This window comes from Vibrio sp. SCSIO 43132, from assembly GCF_019904195.1.
GTDB lineage: Bacteria > Pseudomonadota > Gammaproteobacteria > Enterobacterales > Vibrionaceae > Vibrio > Vibrio nigripulchritudo.
In genome coordinates this window covers 3,497,656-3,521,787 of sequence record NZ_CP063199.1, presented here as the reverse complement: position 1 = coordinate 3,521,787, position 24,132 = coordinate 3,497,656, and the positions used below count along the sequence as shown (strand labels likewise).

General features: G+C 46.8%; 18 protein-coding genes, 2 tRNA genes, 3 rRNA genes and 1 riboswitch. Of the genes, 20 read left to right on the top strand and 3 right to left on the bottom strand.

From position 1 onward, the window contains the following. The first annotated feature begins 20 nt into the window (after positions 1-20). Positions 21-368: a gamma-glutamylcyclotransferase gene (locus tag INR79_RS15745; RefSeq protein ID WP_022551650.1), complete on the top strand. Its 348-nt coding sequence runs from the start codon at positions 21-23 to the stop codon at positions 366-368. 344 nt (positions 369-712) lie between these two features. Here the strand turns inward: INR79_RS15745 and ppa are convergent, their stop codons facing one another. Continuing rightward, the gene (ppa, locus tag INR79_RS15740) at positions 713-1,240 is read right to left on the bottom strand and encodes an inorganic diphosphatase (protein WP_022551649.1); all 528 of its coding nucleotides are present in this window, start codon (positions 1,238-1,240) and stop codon (positions 713-715) included. A gap of 175 nt (positions 1,241-1,415) precedes the next feature. Continuing rightward, entirely contained in the window at positions 1,416-2,426 is a 1,011-nt protein-coding gene (gene fbp / locus INR79_RS15735) for a class 1 fructose-bisphosphatase (RefSeq protein ID WP_223095047.1), read from the bottom strand. Between the two features lie 357 nt (positions 2,427-2,783). On the opposite strand from fbp, the gene mpl reads away from it, so the two are divergent. The 5 genes from mpl to thiQ all read left to right on the top strand — a co-directional run bounded on the left by mpl (position 2,784) and on the right by thiQ (position 8,404). Then, the gene (gene mpl / locus INR79_RS15730; protein WP_223095045.1) at positions 2,784-4,148 is read left to right on the top strand and encodes a UDP-N-acetylmuramate:L-alanyl-gamma-D-glutamyl-meso-diaminopimelate ligase; all 1,365 of its coding nucleotides are present in this window, start codon (positions 2,784-2,786) and stop codon (positions 4,146-4,148) included. Between the two features lie 24 nt (positions 4,149-4,172). Continuing rightward, entirely contained in the window at positions 4,173-4,796 is a 624-nt protein-coding gene (locus INR79_RS15725) for a flavin prenyltransferase UbiX (RefSeq protein WP_223095043.1), read from the top strand. 79 nt (positions 4,797-4,875) lie between these two features. Continuing rightward, a riboswitch (TPP riboswitch) is annotated at positions 4,876-5,007 on the top strand. Positions 5,008-5,051: 44 nt separating this feature from the next. Beyond that, positions 5,052-6,044 carry a thiamine ABC transporter substrate binding subunit gene (gene thiB, locus INR79_RS15720; protein WP_223095041.1) on the top strand — a complete coding sequence of 331 codons (993 nt, stop codon included), beginning with the start codon at positions 5,052-5,054 and terminating at the stop codon, positions 6,042-6,044. 67 nt (positions 6,045-6,111) lie between these two features. Continuing rightward, complete coding sequence (gene thiP, locus INR79_RS15715) at positions 6,112-7,707, top strand: thiamine/thiamine pyrophosphate ABC transporter permease ThiP (RefSeq protein ID WP_223095039.1); 1,596 nt, start codon at positions 6,112-6,114, stop codon at positions 7,705-7,707. Further along, positions 7,700-8,404, top strand: coding sequence for a thiamine ABC transporter ATP-binding protein (gene thiQ, locus INR79_RS15710; protein WP_223097036.1), 705 nt, complete (start codon positions 7,700-7,702; stop codon positions 8,402-8,404). The genes thiP and thiQ overlap by 8 nt, the downstream gene beginning before the upstream one ends. A 1-nt stretch (position 8,405) precedes the next feature. On the opposite strand, the gene INR79_RS15705 is transcribed toward thiQ, so the two are convergent. Beyond that, positions 8,406-8,804, bottom strand: coding sequence for a DUF2170 family protein (locus INR79_RS15705; protein ID WP_004405530.1), 399 nt, complete (start codon positions 8,802-8,804; stop codon positions 8,406-8,408). Between the two features lie 542 nt (positions 8,805-9,346). On the opposite strand from INR79_RS15705, the gene INR79_RS15700 reads away from it, so the two are divergent. From INR79_RS15700 to rrf, 14 genes are all read left to right on the top strand, one after another. Beyond that, complete coding sequence (locus INR79_RS15700) at positions 9,347-9,652, top strand: PTS sugar transporter subunit IIB (RefSeq protein ID WP_004405541.1); 306 nt, start codon at positions 9,347-9,349, stop codon at positions 9,650-9,652. A gap of 87 nt (positions 9,653-9,739) precedes the next feature. Next, positions 9,740-11,074, top strand: a complete 1,335-nt coding sequence (locus tag INR79_RS15695) for a PTS sugar transporter subunit IIC (protein WP_022551643.1) — start codon at positions 9,740-9,742, stop codon at positions 11,072-11,074. A gap of 60 nt (positions 11,075-11,134) precedes the next feature. Then, positions 11,135-11,446 carry a PTS lactose/cellobiose transporter subunit IIA gene (locus INR79_RS15690; protein ID WP_022602771.1) on the top strand — a complete coding sequence of 104 codons (312 nt, stop codon included), beginning with the start codon at positions 11,135-11,137 and terminating at the stop codon, positions 11,444-11,446. Positions 11,447-11,456: 10 nt separating this feature from the next. After that, positions 11,457-12,767, top strand: coding sequence for a 6-phospho-beta-glucosidase (locus tag INR79_RS15685; RefSeq protein ID WP_223095037.1), 1,311 nt, complete (start codon positions 11,457-11,459; stop codon positions 12,765-12,767). Between the two features lie 37 nt (positions 12,768-12,804). After that, complete coding sequence (gene chbG / locus INR79_RS15680) at positions 12,805-13,524, top strand: chitin disaccharide deacetylase (RefSeq protein WP_223095035.1); 720 nt, start codon at positions 12,805-12,807, stop codon at positions 13,522-13,524. 126 nt (positions 13,525-13,650) lie between these two features. Beyond that, positions 13,651-14,649, top strand: a complete 999-nt coding sequence (locus INR79_RS15675; protein ID WP_022610312.1) for a LacI family DNA-binding transcriptional regulator — start codon at positions 13,651-13,653, stop codon at positions 14,647-14,649. 119 nt (positions 14,650-14,768) lie between these two features. Beyond that, positions 14,769-15,593: an HDOD domain-containing protein gene (locus tag INR79_RS15670; protein ID WP_022551638.1), complete on the top strand. Its 825-nt coding sequence runs from the start codon at positions 14,769-14,771 to the stop codon at positions 15,591-15,593. A gap of 266 nt (positions 15,594-15,859) precedes the next feature. Next, complete coding sequence (locus INR79_RS15665) at positions 15,860-17,110, top strand: HD-GYP domain-containing protein (RefSeq protein WP_022551637.1); 1,251 nt, start codon at positions 15,860-15,862, stop codon at positions 17,108-17,110. A 191-nt stretch (positions 17,111-17,301) separates the two neighbouring features. Beyond that, on the top strand, positions 17,302-18,102 hold the full coding sequence (locus tag INR79_RS15660; RefSeq protein ID WP_004405560.1) for a helix-turn-helix domain-containing protein: 801 nt from the start codon (positions 17,302-17,304) through the stop codon (positions 18,100-18,102). A gap of 574 nt (positions 18,103-18,676) precedes the next feature. After that, positions 18,677-20,228: ribosomal RNA gene (locus INR79_RS15655) — 16S ribosomal RNA — on the top strand. Between the two features lie 102 nt (positions 20,229-20,330). Beyond that, positions 20,331-20,407, top strand: a tRNA-Ile gene (locus INR79_RS15650). Positions 20,408-20,448: 41 nt separating this feature from the next. Beyond that, positions 20,449-20,524: transfer RNA gene (locus INR79_RS15645), tRNA-Ala, on the top strand. A 305-nt stretch (positions 20,525-20,829) separates the two neighbouring features. Continuing rightward, a 23S ribosomal RNA gene (locus INR79_RS15640) occupies positions 20,830-23,716 on the top strand. A gap of 94 nt (positions 23,717-23,810) precedes the next feature. Beyond that, a 5S ribosomal RNA gene (gene rrf, locus INR79_RS15635) occupies positions 23,811-23,926 on the top strand. Together the 16S, 23S and 5S rRNA genes with 2 tRNA genes alongside form the textbook arrangement of a ribosomal RNA operon. Positions 23,927-24,132 lie beyond the last annotated feature (206 nt).

The following is a 24,132-nucleotide window of genomic DNA, read 5'->3' as shown; positions in this document are numbered from 1 at the left end:
CTGAATCGATGGAGAGCGCAATGGAACAGCTTGTGTTTGTATATGGGACGTTACGACAGGGCGAAGAAAACCACCACTTTCTGGAAGGCTGTGAGCTGGTAGCTCAGTACCGTACCGGTCCGGATTTCGCGCTTTTCGACTTAGGTCATTACCCGGGAATGGTACAGGGACAGCAGGAAATCTGCGGCGAGATTTATCGCATTAACGCGGACACGCTCGCAAAGCTGGATCATCTTGAAGATGTGCCCTACGAATACCGCCGTGAAAAAATCTCCACGCCATTTGGTGAAGCTTGGGTCTATCTGTATCAGGATGGCAGCAAGCTGTCAGAGCCAATTGATTCAGGCGACTGGTGCCAAAGGTTTTAGGGTCTGTTGACCTTTCGAGCTGATTTTTGCAGCAATTTGTGGGTTCTTTGTACAAGGCAGCGCTTATTCGGTGTAGTCGCCCTACATCAATAAGCGGTAACACAGTAGAAAGGAGCCACAAATGCTGCCCGAAGGGTTCGGTTCTATGTGCTTTACTCTTTGTTGCAAGGTATTTGCTTAGATACTTATTTATTTCAAAACCAAGCTAAAGACCTTGCGCCGCGATTAAAACACATAGAACTCGAACAAAATTTAACCGCGAAAGGTCAACAGACCCTAGTAAAGATAAAAACGAAGATTGAAAGCCCGTCTCAAAGTGAGACGGGCTTTTGCTATTCGGAGAGTTATTTCTGCGCGCGCTCGTAAGATGTCAGGATTTCCTCTCGTGCCGCAGCGGCATCTGCCCAGCCATCTACTTTTACCCACTTTCCAGCTTCAAGCTCTTTGTAGCGCTCAAAGAAGTGCGTAATTTGTGCCTTTAAGAGTTCAGGAATGTCATTAACGTCCTGAATGTGGTCGTATTCTTTGGAAAGCTTGCTGTGAGGAACAGCAACCACTTTCGCATCTTCACCGGACTCATCTGTCATTTTCAACACGCCGACCGGTCGACAGCGAATAACAGAACCCGGTATAAGCGGATGCGGAGTCGGAACCAGTACATCGACCGGATCGCCGTCTAACGAAAGTGTGTGGTTTACGTAGCCGTAATTGCATGGGTAAAACATGGGAGCAGACATAAAGCGGTCAACAAATACCGCGCCAGAATCCTTGTCTACTTCATATTTAATCGGGTCTGCATTTGCTGGGATTTCAATCACAACATAGATGTCATCAGGCAGAGACTTACCTGCAGGTACATTATTTAAACTCATTACTGATTTCCTTTACGAATGAATTCTACTCAATTTAGCTTAAGCGAATTTTTACCGTCCGGCTATTCAACTTTAGGCGATCTGGGGGGAGATGATATTGATGAGAAAGCTACAGGAGAAGAAATAGCAAAGGTCAATCAGATGCCCCTGCTCAGGTCTAAGCAGGGGAAGGGGATCAGTCTAGATTCAGTTCGAGGAATTCTTCCACTTTGCGTACCATGTTCTTTGAACCAACAAAAAACGGTACTCGCTGGTGAAGTTCGGTCGGTTTTAAATCCATAATGCGGTTTACACCGTCTGATGCCAGACCGCCAGCCTGTTCAATCAAGAATGCCATAGGGTTGCACTCGTAAAGCAAACGAAGCTTACCATTCGGATGGCTCTGAGTACTTGGGTAGAGGTAGATACCCCCTTTAAGCAGGTTGCGGTGAAAATCTGCAACCAGAGAGCCAATGTAGCGGGAGGTGTATGGGCGACCTTCCGAAGGCTCATTTTCCTGACAGTACTTGATGTATTTCTTCACTCCGGTTGGGAAGCGAATGTAGTTCCCTTCGTTGATGGAGTAAATCAGACCGTCTTCCGGGATCATCATGTTCTCGTGAGAGAGGCAGAATACCCCCAAAGATGGGTCGTAGGTGAAGCCATGCACTCCTTTACCTGTGGTGTACACCAGCATGGTCGAAGAACCATATATGATGTAACCAGCCGCGACTTGTTTGTCGCCAGGCTGCAGGAAGTCTTCTTCGGTTGGCGGTGTACCTATTGGAGACACACGCTGGTAAATAGAGAAGATGGTGCCGACGGAAACGTTTACGTCAATGTTCGAAGAACCATCCAGTGGATCCATCAAAACCACATACTTCGCGTTTTTGTTGAGTTCTTTGTTAAACGCGACGGCTTCGTCTTCTTCTTCACTGGCAACACCACAAACCTGATCGCGGGCTTCCAGTGCGGCTTTGAACTTCTCGTTGGCGTATACGTCCAGTTTCTGCTGAGCTTCACCCTGAACGTTTTCTGTGCCAACTGCTCCGGTAATATCAACCAGACCAGCTTTATTGATTTCACGGTTTACGATTTTGGCAGCAAGTTTAATTGAACCAAGAAGAGAGGAAAGATCGCCACTGGCATGAGGGAAGTCATGTTGTTTTTCAACAATGAACTCGCCTAGGGTGCGTATCTCAGACATGTTTATTCCTTAGTTTGTTTCTTGAGCAGAGTTCTGAGCTACCGACGAATCTGACTGGGGAAGGTCAGCGTTTCTTTAGGGTTCACAGTCAAGAAACTGGGTCGCGCGAGTGAGCTCAGATACAATAACATCCCAATCTAAGTTGGGTTTCCTACCCGAATTAGTAGGGGTTCGGGGATACATTTAGTATTGTATAAGTGGAATCTTTTTAATGGTAATGAAGTAACTTGCTGATACCTGACTCATTTTAGTTGGACATCACATTTTTTGTTCACATATCACTGACACAAATCAGGCATGCTAAGAAGCAAATTCACTTACTCTAACGACGTCAAAAAAGACTAGGAATCGTAATTTATGCATATTCATATTCTGGGAATCTGCGGGACTTTTATGGGTGGCGCAGCGGTTTTAGCACGTCAGCTAGGGCATAAAGTCACGGGGTGTGACGCCAATGTTTACCCTCCGATGAGCACTTTACTGGAGTCGCAGGGCATTGAAATTATCGAAGGGTTCGACCCTTCTCAATTGGAGCCGAAGCCTGATCTGGTGGTGGTTGGCAATGCAATGAGCCGAGGGAATCCCTGCGTAGAATATGTGCTGAACAATAATCTGAGATACACATCTGGTCCTCAATGGCTACAGGAATTTTTACTGCACGATCGCTGGGTGCTCGCAGTATCCGGTACTCATGGCAAAACCACCACTTCCAGCATGCTGACGTGGATTTTGGAACACTGTGGCTATCAGCCCGGTTTTCTGGTGGGCGGCGTATTGGGCAATTTTGGTGTTTCAGCCCGTTTGGGTGACAGCATGTTTTTTGTCGTCGAAGCCGACGAATATGACAGCGCTTTTTTCGATAAACGTTCGAAGTTTGTCCACTATCACCCACGTACACTGGTGATGAACAATCTTGAATTCGATCATGCAGATATCTTCGATGACCTTGAAGCGATTAAGAAGCAGTTCCACCATTTGGTTCGTACCGTACCGGGGAACGGGCGCATTTTCTCACCCATTAACGATGATGCATTGCAGGATGTGCTGGAACGTGGCTGCTGGAGTGAAAAAGAAACCAGTGGAGAAGATGGTGACTGGAAAGCCGAGAAGGTCAAAATCGATGGCAGTGTGTTTGATGTCTACTTCCAGGGCGCATTAGTCGGCAGAGTCAGTTGGGATTTGATAGGCGATCACAATGTCGACAACGCACTGATGGCGATAGCGGCTGCAAGACACGTGGGTGTGACACCCGATTTAGCCTGTGAAGCGCTGGGGCTGTTCGTTAATACCAAGCGCCGCTTAGAGCGAAAGGGGGAAGAAAATGGCGTCACAGTTTATGATGACTTTGCTCACCACCCAACAGCCATTGAACTAACCTTAGAAGGTTTACGTAACAAAGTCGGTCAGCAGAAGATCATCGCTGTGCTCGAACCCCGCTCAAGCACCATGAAAATGGGCGTTCATAAAGAAACATTGGCAAATTCGCTTAAAAAAGCCGATTCCGTGTATCTTTTCCAGCCAGAAACCATTGAATGGTCGGTGGATGATGTTGCCAAGCAATGCTCACAGCTTGCTTATACGTCCGACAGCATTGATGATCTGGTATCCAGTGTTGTCGAAAAAGCCGAACCCGGTGATCAGATATTGGTCATGAGTAATGGGGGCTTTGGTGGGATCCATGATAAATTACTCAACGCTCTGAAATACAAGAGCGAGAAGTAATCAGAAATTCTCTAAGAAGTAAGAATGAATCAAGAAAAGAAAACCATCACTTTGGCATTTACCGGAGCATCGGGGGCACCTTATGGTCTCCGTTTACTGGAGTGCCTGTTAGCCGCAGATTACACCGTTTATCTGCTCATATCTTCCGCCGCGCGTGTTGTCATGGCAACAGAGCACGGTTTGAAGCTACCGGCATCGCCAGACGGTGCTAAAGAAAAGCTGGTGGAACATCTGGGGTGTGATGCCGATAAACTAATAGTCTGTGGTAAAGAAGACTGGTTTTCTCCGGTGGCGTCAGGTTCGGCAGCGCCAAAACAGATGGTGGTATGCCCGTGCAGTGCGGGCAGTGTCGCGGCCATCGCCCATGGCATGTCTGATAACCTGATTGAACGCGCCGCTGATGTCGTGATGAAAGAACGTGGTCAGCTATTGTTAGTGGTGCGTGAAACGCCTTTCTCTACACTCCACCTGGAAAACATGCACAAGCTCTCTCAAATGGGTGTGACCATCATGCCAGCCGCACCGGGTTTTTATCACCAGCCAAACAGCATAGAGGATTTGGTTGATTTTATGGTTGCCCGTATTCTGGATCATCTAGGTGTGGAACAAGGCTTAGTTCCTCGCTGGGGTTATGATCAACGCAACTAGTATCCCCAAGCATCATTAGCGAATTAGATATTTAAGCCATTTGCATATGGCTAAGTGGAAATAACGCGATACAATAAACCAACTCTCATCGGGGTGCTGAATGTTTGGACGCATAAAATGTTGTCCATCTTATGGCTGAGATAAACCTTTGGTTTGAACCCGTACACCTGAACCAGATAATACTGGCGTAGGAATTGAGCGTGGAATTTTCCTCATCTCAACCCTGTGCCGCTCAACAACGGATAGGAGCGACCAGTGAAATACGCACTGACTACCGTAGCGCTCGCTACACTTGCTGCCACGCCGGCATTCGCCGATCAAAACACACTGACAGTTTACACTTATGATTCTTTCGCGGCAGACTGGGGACCGGGTCCAACAGTAGAAAAAGCGTTTGAAGCGAAATGTGGCTGTAACTTGGAATTTGTGGCACTTGACGATGGCGTGACCATTCTTAATCGTCTGCGTCTTGAAGGTAAGAACAGCAAAGCGGATATCGTTCTTGGGTTGGACAACAACCTGATGGCAGAAGCGAAACAGAGTGACTTGCTGGCAGAACATTCTGTAGATACCAGCACCGTTACCATCCCAGGTGGTTGGGATGACAATACTTTTGTCCCTTACGATTACGGTTACTTTGCCTTTGTGTACAACAAAGAGAAGCTGGCTAACCCACCGAAAAGCCTGAAAGAGCTGGTAGAAAAGCGTGATGACCTGAAGGTTATTTATCAGGATCCGCGTACTTCAACGCCGGGGCAGGGTCTGATGCTTTGGATGAAGTCTGTGTACGGTGACAAAGTAAGTGATGCGTGGAAGCAACTGGCGAAGAAAACCGTCACTGTAACCAAAGGCTGGTCAGAAGCTTACTCAATGTTCCTTGAAGGCGAATCGGACATGGTTCTGTCTTACACCACTTCACCGGCTTACCACTTGATCGCCGAGAACGATGCAAACTTCGCAGCAGCTAACTTTGCTGAAGGTCACTATGCGCAGGTTGAAGTAGCGGCAAAAGTGAAGAACAGCGCCAATCAAAAACTGGCGGATGAGTTTATGGCATTTATCCTGAGTGATGAATTCCAGTCTGCGATGCCAACAGGTAACTGGATGTACCCAGTGACGGATGTGGAACTGCCAAAAGGCTTCGAAACATTATCCCTGCCAGGCAAAGCATTGTTGTTCGAATCAGAAGAGGTGGCGCAAAACCGCAAAGCCTGGATTCGTGAATGGCAAAATGCCTTTACTTTCTAAGTTTTCAACAGACAACAAGCCATGCATAATGCATGGCTTGCTTCTATATGCTTAGGCTTTCTGCGTCGTGAACCAAAACGTACCCAAAGTAGGGATAGTTGTTGCCACCTTTATCCTGATATTTGTAATGTCAGCTTTGTGGGCGTTGCTTTCTCATTCACCCTCACTCAATCTTTTGCAAATCTGGACCGCCCCCTACTATCGTCACGTTACGGAATTCAGCTTCTATCAGGCGTTGTTGTCTACCTTACTTAGTGTTGGTCTGGCTATTCCCGTCGCACATTCTCTGTCTTACCGGCAGTTCCCGGGGCGTAGTTTATTGCTGAAGCTATTTGCCAGCACACTGGTGTTGCCTGTATTGGTGGGGGTGTTTGGTCTTTTAGCCATTTATGGAAACAGCGGTTTACTGGCGGATGGATTGAAAGCGTTAGGCGCTGAGCTGCCGTTCTCTATCTACGGTCTTAACGGCATTCTACTGGCGCATGTATTCTTTAACCTTCCCTATGCCGCAAGACTATTGCTTCAGTCTCTGGAAAGCATTCCACCTGAACAACACAAGTTGTGTGCGCATTTGGGAATGTCGCGATGGAACAAATTTCTCTGGGTAGAATGGCCTCGTCTTAAAGCCCAGTTTCCTCAAGTGAGCGGGCTGGTCTTCATGCTGTGTTTCACCAGTTTTGCCACGGTAATGGCACTGGGAGGTGGTCCTAAATCGACGACCATAGAGCTGGCGATCTATCAGGCAATAAAGTTTGATTTTGATTTACAAACGGGCGCCTTGCTTGCCATGTGGCAAATGCTACTGTGTGGTGTGCTAGCCATCAGTATTCAGAAGCTCTCTAAACCTGTGTCTGTCTCGGCTGGCAGCATGAAACCCATCTCCAAGTACACCGATTCAGTATCGGCAAAGATATGGGACGGGCTATGGATAGGCGGAGTTTTACTTTTGGTTCTACCGCCACTGGGTATGGTGGTACTCAGCGGTTTAAACAACAAGATTCTGACTACGCTGAGTGATGAACGATTCTGGAATGCGTTGTCTGCGTCTTTGCAAGTGGCGGGGATCTCAAGCCTGCTCGCATTGCTTCTGGGGACAGCCATTCTTTCAACCAGCCGAATCTGGCGTTTAAAACGACAAGCTTTTAAGGCGGATAAAATCGAGCTGGCAGGCACCATTATTCTGGTGACCCCCGGATTGGTGATCAGTACCGGGTTATTTTTACTACTTAGGGATATAGCCGATGTATTCGCGATGGCATTCTGGATTGTGGTGGCAGTCAACTGTTTGATGGCTCTGCCATATGTCATCAAGACGCTTTCCCTGCCCATGTTTCAACTGGTTCAGCAATATCAATACCTGTCGGCATCCCTAGGGATAAAAGGCTGGAATCATCTCAGGTTAATGGAATGGCGAGCACTTCGAAAACCATTCGCATACGCCTTTTCTATTAGCTTTATGATGTCGATGGGCGATCTCAGTGCCATTGCGCTGTTTGGCAGTCAGGAATTCCGGACGCTGCCTTTGTATCTCTTCCAACTGCTAGGCAGCTATCAGATGGAGGCGGCGGCTGTGGTGTCACTTTGCCTGCTTCTGCTCAGTGTGTTGAGTTTTACCCTGATCGAACTTCTATTCAAACCGAGAAAGACCCATGACCATTCTTAAACTTCATGACGTGCGATACCGTTACAACAACGAGTCTTTTCAATTCAATTTGGAAGTGGAAGAAGGGGATATCCTTGCTTTGATGGGACCGAGTGGTGCAGGGAAATCGACACTGCTGGCGCTTGTGGCAGGCTTTATTCAGCCTCAGGGTGGAGAGATCTTAGTCTCGGGTCAGTCGGTGGTTGGGCGTGCACCTCACCAAATTCCACTTTCCATGCTGTTTCAGGAAAACAACTTATTCGCCCACCTATCTGTGCGGGAAAATATTGGTCTCGGTATAGAGCCTGGCTTAAAACTCAGCTCCGCTGAAAAGCAAAGAGTCGAAGATGCCGCGCGTATGGTTGGGATTCATGATTATCTGGATCGATTGCCGGAGCAACTCTCTGGCGGGCAAAAGCAGCGGGTAGCTCTGGCGCGATGTTTTGTCCAGCCTCACGGTATCTGGCTGCTTGATGAGCCTTTTTCTGCTCTTGATCCTGTTATTCGAGAAGAGATGCTGGCATTGGTGCAGAGCTTGGCAAGAGAGCGAGGCATCGCCGTTGTGATGGTGACACACCACATCAGCGACGCTAAAGCGATAGCCACAAAGTTTGCGTTTATGTCTCGAGGACAGGTTCAGGAAACACTGCCAGTGTCGGAGCTGGTGTCGACTGGTTCAAATCAGGAACTGGCAGCGTTTGTTCGGGCGGGTGAATAACTTAATACGCCAGATGATGGTTATACATGTCGATAAAGGTTTCGGCATTTCGGAACAGAGTGGCAATCTCAATGATTATGCTCTTGTCTTTTGCCTGAGATGAGAGTGCGCCGTAAGCCACATAGTAATTCACTTCATCAACTCGGTTGACGCCAATATTAGTCAGCGGGATCAGCTTGTGAGTCTGTAAGATCTCTCGGTTTAAGGCATCCACATCGTGGACGTTTTGTTCGGGGAATAAAATACTTTCTACTACGATTTGTTGCTCTGACACTGTTAAATATGCAATCAGGCTATCTTCACTATTGTTGATGATGAGTGTGCCTGAATCTACCGAATCGACTTCCCAACCTCGTCGTGAGTCGATTAATGCCTGTAGATCCTTTAACGTCCATGACACAATTTAATTCCTTTTAAATCAGTAAGTAAGGGCAGTGAGTATAGTGATTAAAATCGATTGGGCAACACGTTGTTTCTTCTCTTTTTAATCGTTGGAAGGCGTTATTGTGGTAAATGTATCAATATATCTTGTTGTAATTTAATCACTATATTTGCATAAACGTTAGAAATTGTGATTTTAGCCTAAGCGCACTTTTTTATGACAAGAGAAATATTTGGGATAAACATCACCTTTGATGTGATTTTAGATTGATCTTGTGAAGGGAATATAAACTTTTCTATTATTTATCTAATCAATAATTCCTAGTTTTAAATTAGAAAACCCCTCATAACTACCTTCATAGATACCATCATTATTTCTGATTACGAATGTTTAAAATTAATTTATTTTGAATAACAAAATAAATTAATAAGGTAATTCTGTCGCTTTTATTTATTAAACTGAGAGGTCGTTCACGCAAAATGCAACCGGTTGCGCTTTTTTGTTTAAGCTCTATTTGATAGAGTTTTTGTAGTTCATTATTTGATCAACTGGAGTGGGTTATGAAAAGGATATTGCTTTGCTGCAGCGCAGGTATGTCAACCAGTATGCTGGTGAAGAAAATGCAAGAAGCGGCGGATAAACAAGGGCTTGAGTGCAAGATAGATGCGCTTTCTGTGAGCGCGTTTGAAGACGCAGTTTCTAACTATGATGTCTGTTTACTTGGACCACAGGTTCGCTTTCAACTAGAAGAAATGAAGAAAGTGACCGATCGCATTGGAATCAATATTGCGGCGATACCTCCGCAGACATATGGAATGATGAAAGGCGATGCCGTGCTAAAACAAGCGCTGGAATTAATTAAGTAAATAAAATAGTTAAATATTAATAAAGAACTCCTGATTAATTTTAATTAATTGGGCAGGGGTTCTTATACCTAAAATAAAGGTCTAATCATGAAAATATATGATGCGATGATGCGGGTCGTAGAGCAACATATTGCTCCTTTAGCGGCGAAAGTCGGGGCTCAGAGACATGTTCGGGCAATGCGTGACGGCTTTATCGTGGCGATGCCATTTATTATTGTCGGCAGTTTTGTTTTGATATTTGCGTTTCCACCTTTCGATCAGGATACCACTAACGCGTTTGGTCGAGCGTGGATAGATTTCGCCACAACCCATTTCGATACCATCATGATGCCGCACTTTATGTCGATGGCATTAATGGGGCTTTTTGTCTCTATGGGCGTAGCCTATAGCCTAGCGAAATCGTACGGCATGGACGGTATTACCAGTGCAGCACTGGCACTCATGTCATTTCTGCTCGTTGCGTCTCCCGCCAGCGAAGGGGCTCTGTCGATGCAGTTCTTAGGGGGAACAGGGGTCTTTACTGCGGTGCTCTCTGGTTTCTTTGCGGTTGAGCTCTACCGAGTCATGAAGAAATACAACATCACAATCCGAATGCCTGAACAGGTTCCTCCTGCAATCCAGCGTTCTTTTGAAGTGCTTTTGCCTGTGGTTGCAGTTTTCATCACCTTGTATCCACTGAGTATCTGGCTTCAGACCCAACATGACATGCTGATACCACAAGCCATCATGGAGGCATTCAAACCTCTGGTCAGTGCATCGAATACTCTGCCCGCCATCATTGGTGCCCTGCTTCTTTGTCAGTTGCTCTGGTTTGCCGGTATTCACGGTGCAGCTATTGTAGTTGGCTTGTTAGGCCCTATTTTCTTAACCAACCTTACAGTCAATATTGAAGCGTTTGTTGCGGGTGAAGAAGTACCAAATATCTTTACGCAGCCGTTCTGGGATTTCTACATCTTCATTGGCGGGTCCGGAGCCACACTTGCTCTGGTGGCGTTAATGTCTTTCAGCCGCTCGGCACACCTGAAAAGTTTAGGGCGCATGAGTGCGGTCCCTGGTTTCTTCCAAATCAATGAGCCAGTGATTTTCGGAAGCCCGATCGTCATGAACCCAACTCTGTTTTTGCCGTTCGTCTTCGTTCCTATCATCAATGCAACAGTGGCGTACTTTGCCGTTCACACCGGATTCGTGGGAATGGGGATCGCGACCATGCCGTGGACGACGCCTGCCATCATCGGGGCATCGTGGGGGGCAGGCTGGACACTGTCGCCAGTGCTGTTGGTTGTCTTGCTGTTTGTGATGGATCTATTCCTTTATTACCCATTCTTCAAAATCTTTGAGCGCGAGCTGCTCGCCGAAGAAAAACAGTCAGAAGAAAGTGAACAGCAAACGTCACCTGCCACTGGTGAAGGCGTGACGGCATAAACCTCGATATTTTATCGCCCAGCTGCGTTGGCTGGGCTTGCTCAAGAATTGGAGAGAATCATGGAACAAGAAACGGTAGTGATGGACATCATCTGCAATGCCGGTGAAGCCAGAAGTTTGTGTTTTGAAGCATTAGCGTTAGCCAGAAAGAGTGAGTTTGATAACGCTCAGGCATCTCTTAAACAAGCCAAAGAATGTTTGAATCGAGCACACCTGACTCAGACTCAGTTAATCGAAGCCGATCAGGGGGAAGGAAAAGTTCCGATGACGTTAGTCATGGTTCACGCACAGGACCATTTGATGACGACCATTCTTGCTCACGAGTTAGCAACTGAAATGGTGGAACTGCACCAGAAACTGGCAGAGAAGTAGGAGAAAAACGATGCAAAAGAAATCACTTAAACTCGCCATCATTGGTGGAGGAAGCAGTTACACACCCGAGCTGGTTGAAGGCGTGTTGAAAAGGCTCGACAAGTTGCCCGTTCGTGAAATGCATTTTGTGGATATAGCGGAAGGGGAAGAAAAACTGGAAATCATCGCGGCACTTGCGAAGCGAATGGTGGAAAAAGTGGGAGCGGACATTGAAATCAAAGCCTCTCTTGATCGCCGAAGCGCCATTAAGGATGCCGACTTCATCATGACTCAGTTTCGGGTGGGAGGATTAAAAGCACGTGCAAACGATGAGCGTATCCCAATTAAATACAACGTTATTGGTCAGGAAACCACTGGACCGGGCGGGTTTGCCAAAGCACTGCGCACTATCCCTGTCATATTGGACATTTGTAAAGACATTGAAGAGCTTGCCCCTAACGCCTGGATGCTGAATTTCACCAACCCGGCTGGGCTTGTGACTGAGGCTGTTCATCGCCACACCAAAGTAAAAAGTATGGGGCTGTGTAATGTACCAGTTTCCATGACCATGATGGTGGCGGAAATGATGGATTGCGAACCTCATGAACTGCAACTGGACTTTGCTGGACTGAATCATCTGGTTTGGGTGCATCAGGTATGGCTACATGGTGAAGACATCACGGAGACGGTTCTTGAAAAAGTAGGTGATGGTGCGAATTTCAGCATGAAGAATATATTCGAAGAACCCTGGGATCCTGATTTCCTCCATGCACTTGGAGTCATTCCGTGCCCGTATCACCGTTACTTTTACCAAACAGAAGCCATGCTGGCAGAAGAAAAACAATCTGCAGAAGAGGTGGGGACTCGTGCAGAACAGGTGATGCAGACCGAAAAAGAGCTGTTTGAGCTCTATCGGGATGTCAATCTTGATCATAAGCCAGAACAGCTTGAGCAACGTGGTGGCGCATACTATTCCGATGCCTCACTTAACCTGGTTGATGCGATTCACAACAACTTGAACGCTGTCCATGTGGTGAACGTTCGTAACAACGGCGCAATTCATACTTTACCTGATGACGCTGTTATCGAATGCAGCTCGGTTGTCGGAAGCTTTGGTGCAAAACCTCTAGCTGTCGGGGCATTCCCAGCGGAAATACGAGGCTTAATCCATCAGGTTAAAGCCTATGAAGAACTGGCGGTTGAAGCTGCGGTAACAGGCAGTTATGAGAAAAGCCTGATGGCGCTGGCCAACAACCCGCTCGTACCGGATATCGCCGCCGCAAAAGCAATCTTGGATGAAATTTTAGAATCCAATAAACCTTACCTGCCTCAATTTAGCTAACAGACATTGGCGGTATGATGGCAAAAAAGGAGGTCCTATGAAGGTGATTTTTAATGCAGACGATTTTGGTCTGACGCACGGTGTAAACCAAGGCATCAAAGAAGCTCATACTCAAGGTGTGGTGAATTCCACCACGCTCATGGTTGGGATGGACACAGACAAAGAAGCCGTTGAGATGGCAAAGCAATTGCCAGATCTTAAAGTTGGCATTCATCTGCGCTTCACGGCAGGTAAACCGCTGACTGGCTCCCAAAATCTTCAGGGAGATGATGGTTTGTTTCCTAAACAACCTGACTTTTGGCCGCGCCGAGACTTTGATGCCGAAGCGATTGAAAAAGAGGTCAGAGCGCAACTTGAGTATTTTGACCAATTGGGTCTCGACCTGAGCCATATTGATAGCCACCATCACGCTCATGGGCACCCGCAAATTTTGCCGATTGTTGAAAACATTGCGAAGGAAAGAGGCGTACCGTTGCGAGCGCAAACAGTTGAAAACTGCCGTTATCAATTTACCGAAAAGTTCTTTGATAAAACGGTCGAGTTAGATGCCTTACTGACTTTGGTGAGCTCTTATCAAGACCGTTGTGATGTGCTTGAGGTGATGTGTCATCCGGCCCATGTAGACGAACACCTGAAACAAATATCGAGCTACGCTCTTCAACGAGAGAAAGAGCTAAGTGTACTGACGGACCCTCGTTTGAAGGTGTCGCTCAAAGATATGGGCATAGAGGTTTCGGATTACTCAGCGGTACTCTGATCGCATAAACAGAAAGCAGCTGCCTCGCTGGAACCCCCTAAACCTTAATTCCAGCGGTGAAATCTGGCAGCTCGCTTTTTTCTCGGTTACATTGAGCCCAGACAGACAATAAGGAACACTGGCAGCATGGCAAGAATTAAAGACGTCGCAGAACTGGCTGGCGTCAATCGTTCGACCGTTTCTCGTATCATCAATGGAGAAGGGAAGTTTCGGGAAGAAACCAAAAGAAAAGTAGAACAAGCCATGGCAGAGCTAAACTATCGCCCCAGTGCGATTGCGCGCTCTTTAGCAACCGCCTCATCGAATATGACGGGGTTGCTCGTGACCTTCTATACTGGTGGTTTCTTCGGTGAAATGATGAATCAGGTTCAAAATGAGCTGGATAAACACAAGAAGTTTCTGATCACCGCGCAAGGGCACCATAGCGCAGAGGGTGAACGTGAAGCGATCCAGCGATTTCATGATCTTCGCTGCGAAGGGTATGTGCTCCACTGCCGCTATATGAGTGATGAAGAACTACGCACGTTAGCTGAACAGCCAACACCATTTGTGTTGTTAGACCGATTTGTTGAAGGTTTAGAAGATCGCTGTATTACGTTTGATCACACTGAAGCTGCGCGTGTTGCTACGTCATATTTAATCCAGCAGGGTCATCAACACCTCGGTTGCATCTCGGGTCCTAGTAGCCGATTCAGTGGTCAGCGACGTCTGGCTGGTTTTGTTGCCGCTGTTGAGGAACATAATCTGGAGCTAAATTCTGAACAGATTATTGAAGGGGATTACGGACGGCAAAGTGGTTACTTTGCAGCGAAATCCCTGATGGAAAACAACCCTCAGATTACCGCTATCTTTTCTGCCAGTGAAGAAATGACCAGTGGTGCCATGCAGTACTTTTACGAGAAGAATATCAGGGTGCCTGAAGATGTTTCTGTTGTCAGCTTTGACAGTGTTGAGGTGTGTGAAAGCTTTTATCCTGCTGTTTCTTCCGTCCAGTTTCCTATCAGCAAAATGGCGAGGGCCGCTGTAGAAGTGTTAACGGCTAAAATCGAGAATAAAGAAAGTGATGTGTCCCACGAGTTTGCACCTGAAGTTAAAATCAGAAAAAGCGTGCGAGCCCTTTGCTAATGAGGGAATACGTTACCTAGCAAAGGTTTAGTCACACCATGGGAGGCAGAGCTCGCCTGTAACTTTGAATTCTTGGCCTATAGTTAAAACTGCACGTTCATTAATTTGGGGAGAATTCAATGGATCAGGCAAGTTTACTATCAAGAATAAATGAATTACCTAAAATTCGAAAAGTCTTGCAGGAGCTCGTTGAAATGGTCAACCGGGATGAGGTTGACCTTATGCAGCTTTCGCAAAAAATCGCTATGGAGCAAGTGGTGTCCGCCCGTATTCTCCGACTCGCTAACTCCGCTCACTTTGGGCGTAGCCGAACAGTAGCTTCTATTGATGAAGCCGTTATCCGCTTAGGTACCGAACCCATCAGAACCTTAGTGGTGGTATCAGTATTGACCAGTGCCTTCCCTAAATTTGAAACCATGGATGTGACTGAATACTGGAACGACACTTTTGAAGTGGCCACTATTGCCAGCAACATTGCGAAAGAAGTGGGGCTGGAACCAAACCAAGTGTTTACCGCTGGTATTCTTCATAACATCGGTGAATTGATGATTCATGCGTTGGCTCCAGAAGAAGCTAAGTCTATTCAAGAAAGAATCGATGCTGGCGAAGTCGCAGAAGACGTTCAGCGCGAAGTGCTGGGCACAACAGCCTCTGAGCTTGGAGCGAAACTCGCAACAGCCTGGAAATTTGCGCCTCAGCTCGTCGATTCAATCGCTCATTGTCTTGACCCTAATAACGCCGCAGAAGAGCCAAAAATTGCCTGGTCTTTACACTTGGCAAGGCAGATCAATATCGATTGGGATGATATTGAAGAGGAAGATCAAAGGCTCGAATATATTGAGTCAAACCATGACGCGAAAGTACTTGGTCTGTCGACGGCATTTTTGCCGACATTGGAAAATGTCAGAGGACAAGGTCGAGACCTCGCAGCTCAAATGGTGTAACGAAATGTATTAAAGGGGTTTGGCTACTCCTTTTTTTCTTTATAATGTCAGTGCTCAATAAATCACAATTTATACATTTTTAGGTGGTTTATTGAGCACTGAGTGGTTGTTAACATACTGAAAATCAATCGTATTGTTACCTAAGTCAAACTTTGCATATTCGCTTTGTAATCCATTTTGTGATTGCAGGTGAATCGCGGTTAGATTGACACTCCCGCTCAAAGTTAAGCGTTAAAAACGTAACTTAGGACAATATTCGATTCAGTGTGGCCAGTATTAAAATAACGGTCGATCGCATTCAACCGGGGTTGCATATCCGGTTACCAGTCAGCTGGAAAGATCACCCGTTTCTTCTCAATAGCTTTAAGATCAAATCCCAGGACCAAGTTGATATCATTCGTCACTTGGGGATTAAACACGTCTATATAAACCCACTCCAAAGTGATGCCCAGCCACTTCCAGCTAACGAAGCAATGGAAAATGTGGAGCAAGAGACAGCACTTGAGCTTGCCAAGAAAAAAATGTGGCAGGAAAAGCAAACCCGCATAGAAAAACTCAACGCATATCGCCGACGTGTGAACAAATGCGAAAAAGAGTTTGAGCGTTCTTTGTCTCAACTGCGTTCAGTCATGAGCAAGATCCGCAGCCGACCGCTTGATGCGGTAAAAGAGGCAACGGTCATGGTGGATGAAGTTGTCGATAAGCTTTTAGCAGACAACAACGTGACACTTCATCTAATGAATGGAAAAAGCAAATTCCAGGACATTTACTTCCATTCGCTAAATGTAGCGGTGATCGCAATGATGATCGCCAAAAGCAAAGGGATGAAGGCGGAAGCGATTAAAGAGATAGCATTTGGTGCACTTTTTCACGATATGGGGAAAGTTCGTGTGCCAGCAGCCATCGTCAATAAGAAGTCACCGCTGACTGCACCGGAAGAGAATTATCTCAAGTTACACACCAAATATGGCTTGGAGCTGACAGAGAAAATTGAAGATTTCCCTTCCAGTGCCAAGCGTATCATTTGCCAGCATCACGAATACCTTGATGGCAGTGGTTACCCAGACGGTCTGAAAGGGGAGCAGATAGATCCTTATGCTCAAATCGTTGCGTTAGCCAATGCCTATGATAACTTGTGCCACCCAAGGATTGAGTCAGAGCAAAAGATCCCATTCAGCGCGCTCTCTCATCTATATAAGAAGTGCAAGCACCTATATAACAATGAAAACCTGAACATTCTCATCAAATTTATGGGAGTGTACCCACCAGGTACCGTCGTCCAGTTGTCTAATGAAATGGTCGGGATGGTCATTTCTGTCAATGCGCAGAATATCCTTTACCCGAACGTATTACTTTACGATTCAAATGTGCCACGTAATCAGGCACCCATTCTTGATCTTGCGGATAGTGAACTCAAAATTGTGTCGGCCATTTTGCCGAACAAGCTACCGGAAAAAGTGAGGGAATACTTAAATCCAAGGACTCGGATATCTTACTACTTTGAGAATGACGCCTAACGCATTCTCAAAAGTGACGATTTATGGAGAGAATTTCGTCGCTGTTTTGCCATGTGTTTGATTTGACGCTTAGATTTCATCTCAAGCACTTGGCAAACCCTAGATGCTCTGATTTTATATCTTTCTTAGATAGATGCTTGGATTCATAGCAACGAGTCGTTGTGGGATTCTATGTACATTGGAGTGTTACTATGCAGTCAACTACACAAACAGCAAAGCCGGAATACCTGCTGATGGCATTACGGCAAACAATAAAAGACGAAGGCATTACTTATAATACTCTGGCGCAGCAATTGGGTGTGCCGTTATCATCATTAAAAAGACACCTTCACAACACCTCTATTCCATTGGAAAAGCTTCTTACCTATTGTGTAGGGGCTGGTATCAATTTGTCAGAGCTTCACCAGGTTGCTCTGAAGTTACAGTTCAAAAACGAAAACTTCTTTAATGAAATTCAAGACGACGTGTTCTTCGAGTTTCCTCAGCTCTACGATTTCTATCGCGAATTGCGTCATCGTGAAAACGACCTTCATTTAATGCAGGAAGAATACGGGCTCGACGATGCGGCTACTTATCTTTATTTACGTGCATTGGAAATCTTAGGGCTTATTCAGTTGGGTGAAAGCAACCGCTTCTCTTTTATCGGTCCTTATCACTACCAAATGTCGAGCTCATCCAAACTCGGACAGCAGTATTTAAAAAGCTTAACCGAACAGCTATTGAAAGCGAAAGACTCAGCCAAAGTTATCTGTGGGCGAATGTATCTTTCCGAAGAGCAACTGGAATCCATTGAAACCAAGCTCAACGAAGAGATACTAAGAACGCATAATGAGAATATGGAACAGGGTCGAACCGAACCTGATCATCTGCGCAATTTGATGTTCTTCGAAACCAAGTATAAGAAGGTATTGTTCTCTGCTGGTATAAGCCCACTACCTAATGATGTCCTTAATAGAGTGAAGAACATGATAAGCGAAGACGGAAATGTCTAACTTATCCACAGTAAAATGTGAATAATATGTGTGATTTAGGGGGGTAAATTTTATTTAGAATAAAATTTGCTCGCTTAGCCTTTCTTTTTAATAAAAATGCTATTTCGGTGTTGCCAACTCTGAATTACTCCCTATAATGCCGCCTCACTGACACGGCAGACGCCACAAGGCTTCAGCGAATATGTCAGTCAGGCTTCTGGCTCAAAAATAGATAATTTGTTTCTTCTTTGAAAAAAGAAAAATAAAAAACGAAAAAGTGTTTGACACTAATAATTATCTCGCTAGAATGACCGCCTCTTCACAAGGAAGCTTAAATCCTTAAGAAGAAAGCTCTTTAAAAATATAGACCTATCAATCTGTGTGGGCACTCGTTGATGATAATCCAAATAGATACTTCGGTATCGATTTAGGTTTCAATGAACTGAGTGACCATTCGAATTGGGAAACAGCCTTGAGCTGTTTTGTTTTACTACTTTCTTTAAATAGAGAGTAAAAGTGAAAACCAATAAGAGCACAGTCAATTCAAACATTACTTTATGTAATGTTCAGTATTCATTGAGCCGACCAAAATCTTAAATTGAAGAGTTTGATCATGGCTCAGATTGAACGCTGGCGGCAGGCCTAACACATGCAAGTCGAGCGGAAACGAGTTGTCTGACCCTTCGGGGAACGATAACGGCGTCGAGCGGCGGACGGGTGAGTAATGCCTGGGAAATTGCCCTGATGTGGGGGATAACCATTGGAAACGATGGCTAATACCGCATAATAGCTTCGGCTCAAAGAGGGGGACCTTCGGGCCTCTCGCGTCAGGATATGCCCAGGTGGGATTAGCTAGTTGGTGAGGTAAAGGCTCACCAAGGCGACGATCCCTAGCTGGTCTGAGAGGATGATCAGCCACACTGGAACTGAGACACGGTCCAGACTCCTACGGGAGGCAGCAGTGGGGAATATTGCACAATGGGCGCAAGCCTGATGCAGCCATGCCGCGTGTGTGAAGAAGGCCTTCGGGTTGTAAAGCACTTTCAGCAGTGAGGAAGGGTGTGTATTTAATAGATGCGCATTTTGACGTTAGCTGCAGAAGAAGCACCGGCTAACTCCGTGCCAGCAGCCGCGGTAATACGGAGGGTGCGAGCGTTAATCGGAATTACTGGGCGTAAAGCGCATGCAGGTGGTTTGTTAAGTCAGATGTGAAAGCCCGGGGCTCAACCTCGGAACTGCATTTGAAACTGGCAGGCTAGAGTACTGTAGAGGGGGGTAGAATTTCAGGTGTAGCGGTGAAATGCGTAGAGATCTGAAGGAATACCGGTGGCGAAGGCGGCCCCCTGGACAGATACTGACACTCAGATGCGAAAGCGTGGGGAGCAAACAGGATTAGATACCCTGGTAGTCCACGCCGTAAACGATGTCTACTTGGAGGTTGTGGCCTTGAGCCGTGGCTTTCGGAGCTAACGCGTTAAGTAGACCGCCTGGGGAGTACGGTCGCAAGATTAAAACTCAAATGAATTGACGGGGGCCCGCACAAGCGGTGGAGCATGTGGTTTAATTCGATGCAACGCGAAGAACCTTACCTACTCTTGACATCCATAGAACTTAGCAGAGATGCTTTGGTGCCTTCGGGAACTATGAGACAGGTGCTGCATGGCTGTCGTCAGCTCGTGTTGTGAAATGTTGGGTTAAGTCCCGCAACGAGCGCAACCCTTATCCTTGTTTGCCAGCACTTCGGGTGGGAACTCCAGGGAGACTGCCGGTGATAAACCGGAGGAAGGTGGGGACGACGTCAAGTCATCATGGCCCTTACGAGTAGGGCTACACACGTGCTACAATGGCGCATACAGAGGGCGGCCAACTTGCGAGAGTGAGCGAATCCCAAAAAGTGCGTCGTAGTCCGGATTGGAGTCTGCAACTCGACTCCATGAAGTCGGAATCGCTAGTAATCGTGGATCAGAATGCCACGGTGAATACGTTCCCGGGCCTTGTACACACCGCCCGTCACACCATGGGAGTGGGCTGCAAAAGAAGCAGGTAGTTTAACCTTCGGGAGGACGCTTGCCACTTTGTGGTTCATGACTGGGGTGAAGTCGTAACAAGGTAGCCCTAGGGGAACCTGGGGCTGGATCACCTCCTTATACGATACGGATAGTTTGTTTTTACTTTTTAAAGTGAAGACGAATAAGTCGCGATGAGTGTTCACACAGATTGATACGGTTTATAACGTTAAGAGCAATGTTGGGTCTGTAGCTCAGCTGGTTAGAGCGCTCGCCTGATAAGCGGGAGGTCGGTGGTTCAAGTCCACTCAGACCCACCACTATCTTCCCAAAGATAGCGGGTCAGACATTGGATCTTTATGGGGCTATAGCTCAGCTGGGAGAGCGCCTGCCTTGCACGCAGGAGGTCAGCAGTTCGATCCTGCTTAGCTCCACCATCTTTAAGTATTTTCTTGATACAGAATATTTAAAAATGGTTCTTAACGAATCATGCTCTTTAACAATTTGGAAAGCTGACGAATAACAACAATCCCCTTATCTACGGATAAGCGTTGTTATTCAATTAAAAGTTCTCAAATCCTAATTCTATGAATTAGGTACCAACACACATTCAAGTGTTCTTGGAAACATCCTTGTGATGTTTATATTTGAGTCCGGCAAAATCGAATGTCTCTCGCTCATTCAATAATGAGAGACACAAACCTTGGTTGTTTGAACATACAGAAACCTCTTGGGGTTGTATGGTTAAGTGACTAAGCGTACACGGTGGATGCCTTGGCAGTCAGAGGCGATGAAGGACGTACTAACTTGCGATAAGCCCAGATAAGACAGTAAGAGTCATTTGAGTCTGGGATTTCCGAATGGGGAAACCCACTTACATAAGTAAGTATTGCTGAGTGAATACATAGCTCAGTGAAGCGAACTCGGGGAACTGAAACATCTAAGTACCCGAAGGAAGAGAAATCAACCGAGATTCCGAAAGTAGCGGCGAGCGAAATTGGATTAGCCCTTAAGCTTTTTATGCGTCAGGTGAAGCTTCTGGAAAGGAGCGCGATACAGGGTGATAGCCCCGTAACCGACAGCGGATTTAAAGTGAAATCGAGTAAGGCGGGACACGTGATATCCTGTCTGAATATGGGGGGACCATCCTCCAAGGCTAAATACTACTGACTGACCGATAGTGAACCAGTACCGTGAGGGAAAGGCGAAAAGAACCCCTGTGAGGGGAGTGAAATAGAACCTGAAACCGTGTACGTACAAGCAGTAGGAGCCCTTCGGGGTGACTGCGTACCTTTTGTATAATGGGTCAGCGACTTATATTCAGTGGCAAGGTTAACCATCTAGGGGAGCCGTAGGGAAACCGAGTCTTAACTGGGCGCTCAGTCTCTGGATATAGACCCGAAACCAGGTGATCTAGCCATGGGCAGGTTGAAGGTTGAGTAACATCAACTGGAGGACCGAACCGACTAATGTTGAAAAATTAGCGGATGACTTGTGGCTAGGGGTGAAAGGCCAATCAAACCTGGAGATAGCTGGTTCTCCCCGAAAGCTATTTAGGTAGCGCCTCGGACGAATACTACTGGGGGTAGAGCACTGTTAAGGCTAGGGGGTCATCCCGACTTACCAACCCTTTGCAAACTCCGAATACCAGTAAGTACTATCCGGGAGACACACGGCGGGTGCTAACGTCCGTCGTGGAGAGGGAAACAACCCAGACCGCCAGCTAAGGTCCCAAATTACTACTAAGTGGGAAACGATGTGGGAAGGCTCAGACAGCCAGGATGTTGGCTTAGAAGCAGCCATCATTTAAAGAAAGCGTAATAGCTCACTGGTCGAGTCGGCCTGCGCGGAAGATGTAACGGGGCTAAGTAGTAAACCGAAGCTGCGGCAATGCACTTTAGTGCATTGGGTAGGGGAGCGTTCTGTAAGCCGTTGAAGGTGGTTCGTAAGGGCTGCTGGAGGTATCAGAAGTGCGAATGCTGACATGAGTAACGATAAAGGGAGTGAAAAACTCCCTCGCCGGAAGACCAAGGGTTCCTGTCCAACGTTAATCGGGGCAGGGTAAGTCGACCCCTAAGGCGAGGCTGAAAAGCGTAGTCGATGGGAAACGGGTTAATATTCCCGTACTTCTTACAATTGCGATGGGGGGACGGAGAAGGCTAGGTGGGCCTGGCGACGGTTGTCCAGGTTCAAGTGCGTAGGCTTGAGAGTTAGGTAAATCCGGCTCTCTTTAAGGCTGAGACACGATGTCGAGTCACTACGGTGATGAAGTCATTGATGCCATGCTTCCAGGAAAAGCCTCTAAGCTTCAGATTGTAAGGAATCGTACCCCAAACCGACACAGGTGGTCGGGTAGAGAATACCAAGGCGCTTGAGAGAACTCGGGTGAAGGAACTAGGCAAAATGGTACCGTAACTTCGGGAGAAGGTACGCTCTTATCGGTGAAGTCCCTTGCGGATGGAGCTGACGAGAGTCGCAGATACCAGGTGGCTGCAACTGTTTATTAAAAACACAGCACTGTGCAAAATCGTAAGATGACGTATACGGTGTGACGCCTGCCCGGTGCCGGAAGGTTAATTGATGGGGTTAGTCTTCGGACGAAGCTCTTGATCGAAGCCCCGGTAAACGGCGGCCGTAACTATAACGGTCCTAAGGTAGCGAAATTCCTTGTCGGGTAAGTTCCGACCTGCACGAATGGCGTAATGATGGCCACGCTGTCTCCACCCGAGACTCAGTGAAATTGAAATCGCTGTGAAGATGCAGTGTACCCGCGGCTAGACGGAAAGACCCCGTGAACCTTTACTACAGCTTGGCACTGAACATTGAACCTACATGTGTAGGATAGGTGGGAGGCTTTGAAACGCAGTCGCCAGATTGCGTGGAGCCGTCCTTGAAATACCACCCTTGTAGCTTTGATGTTCTAACTTGGCTCCCTTATCGGGAGTGAGGACAGTGCCTGGTGGGTAGTTTGACTGGGGCGGTCTCCTCCCAAAGAGTAACGGAGGAGCACGAAGGTGGGCTAAACACGGTTGGACATCGTGTGGTTAGTGCAATGGCATAAGCCCGCTTGACTGCGAGAATGACAATTCGAGCAGGTGCGAAAGCAGGTCATAGTGATCCGGTGGTTCTGAATGGAAGGGCCATCGCTCAACGGATAAAAGGTACTCCGGGGATAACAGGCTGATACCGCCCAAGAGTTCATATCGACGGCGGTGTTTGGCACCTCGATGTCGGCTCATCACATCCTGGGGCTGAAGTCGGTCCCAAGGGTATGGCTGTTCGCCATTTAAAGTGGTACGCGAGCTGGGTTTAGAACGTCGTGAGACAGTTCGGTCCCTATCTGCCGTGGGCGTTGGAAGATTGAAGGGGGCTGCTCCTAGTACGAGAGGACCGGAGTGGACGAACCTCTGGTGTTCGGGTTGTCATGCCAATGGCATTGCCCGGTAGCTAAGTTCGGAATCGATAACCGCTGAAAGCATCTAAGCGGGAAGCGAGCCCTGAGATGAGTCTTCCCTGATACTTTAAGTATCCTAAAGGGTTGTTCGAGACCAGAACGTTGATAGGCAGGGTGTGTAAGCGTTGTGAGGCGTTGAGCTAACCTGTACTAATTGCCCGTGAGGCTTAACCATACAACACCCAAGGGGTTTTGATGGACTCAGATAAGAACATTGAATGTGTAAGAACTAGAACTTAAAAAAACAGCTTTCCGAATTAAAGAATTTGCTTGGCGACCATAGCGTTGTGGACCCACCTGATTCCATGCCGAACTCAGAAGTGAAACGCAATAGCGCCGATGGTAGTGTGGGGTTTCCCCATGTGAGAGTAGGACATCGCCAGGCTTTGATTCTGATTGAACTCGACAGAGTTCAGTCACCATAAGGTTTTAAACAAAAGTTTAGAATTTTATGTTGACTTACAGAGTCAATCGCGTAATATACGCGTCCTGCCTAAGTGCTAACGCACTGAAAGCAAAGCTCTTTAACAATATAGACCTATCAATCTGTGTGGGCACTCGTTGATGATAATCCAAATAGATACTTCGGTA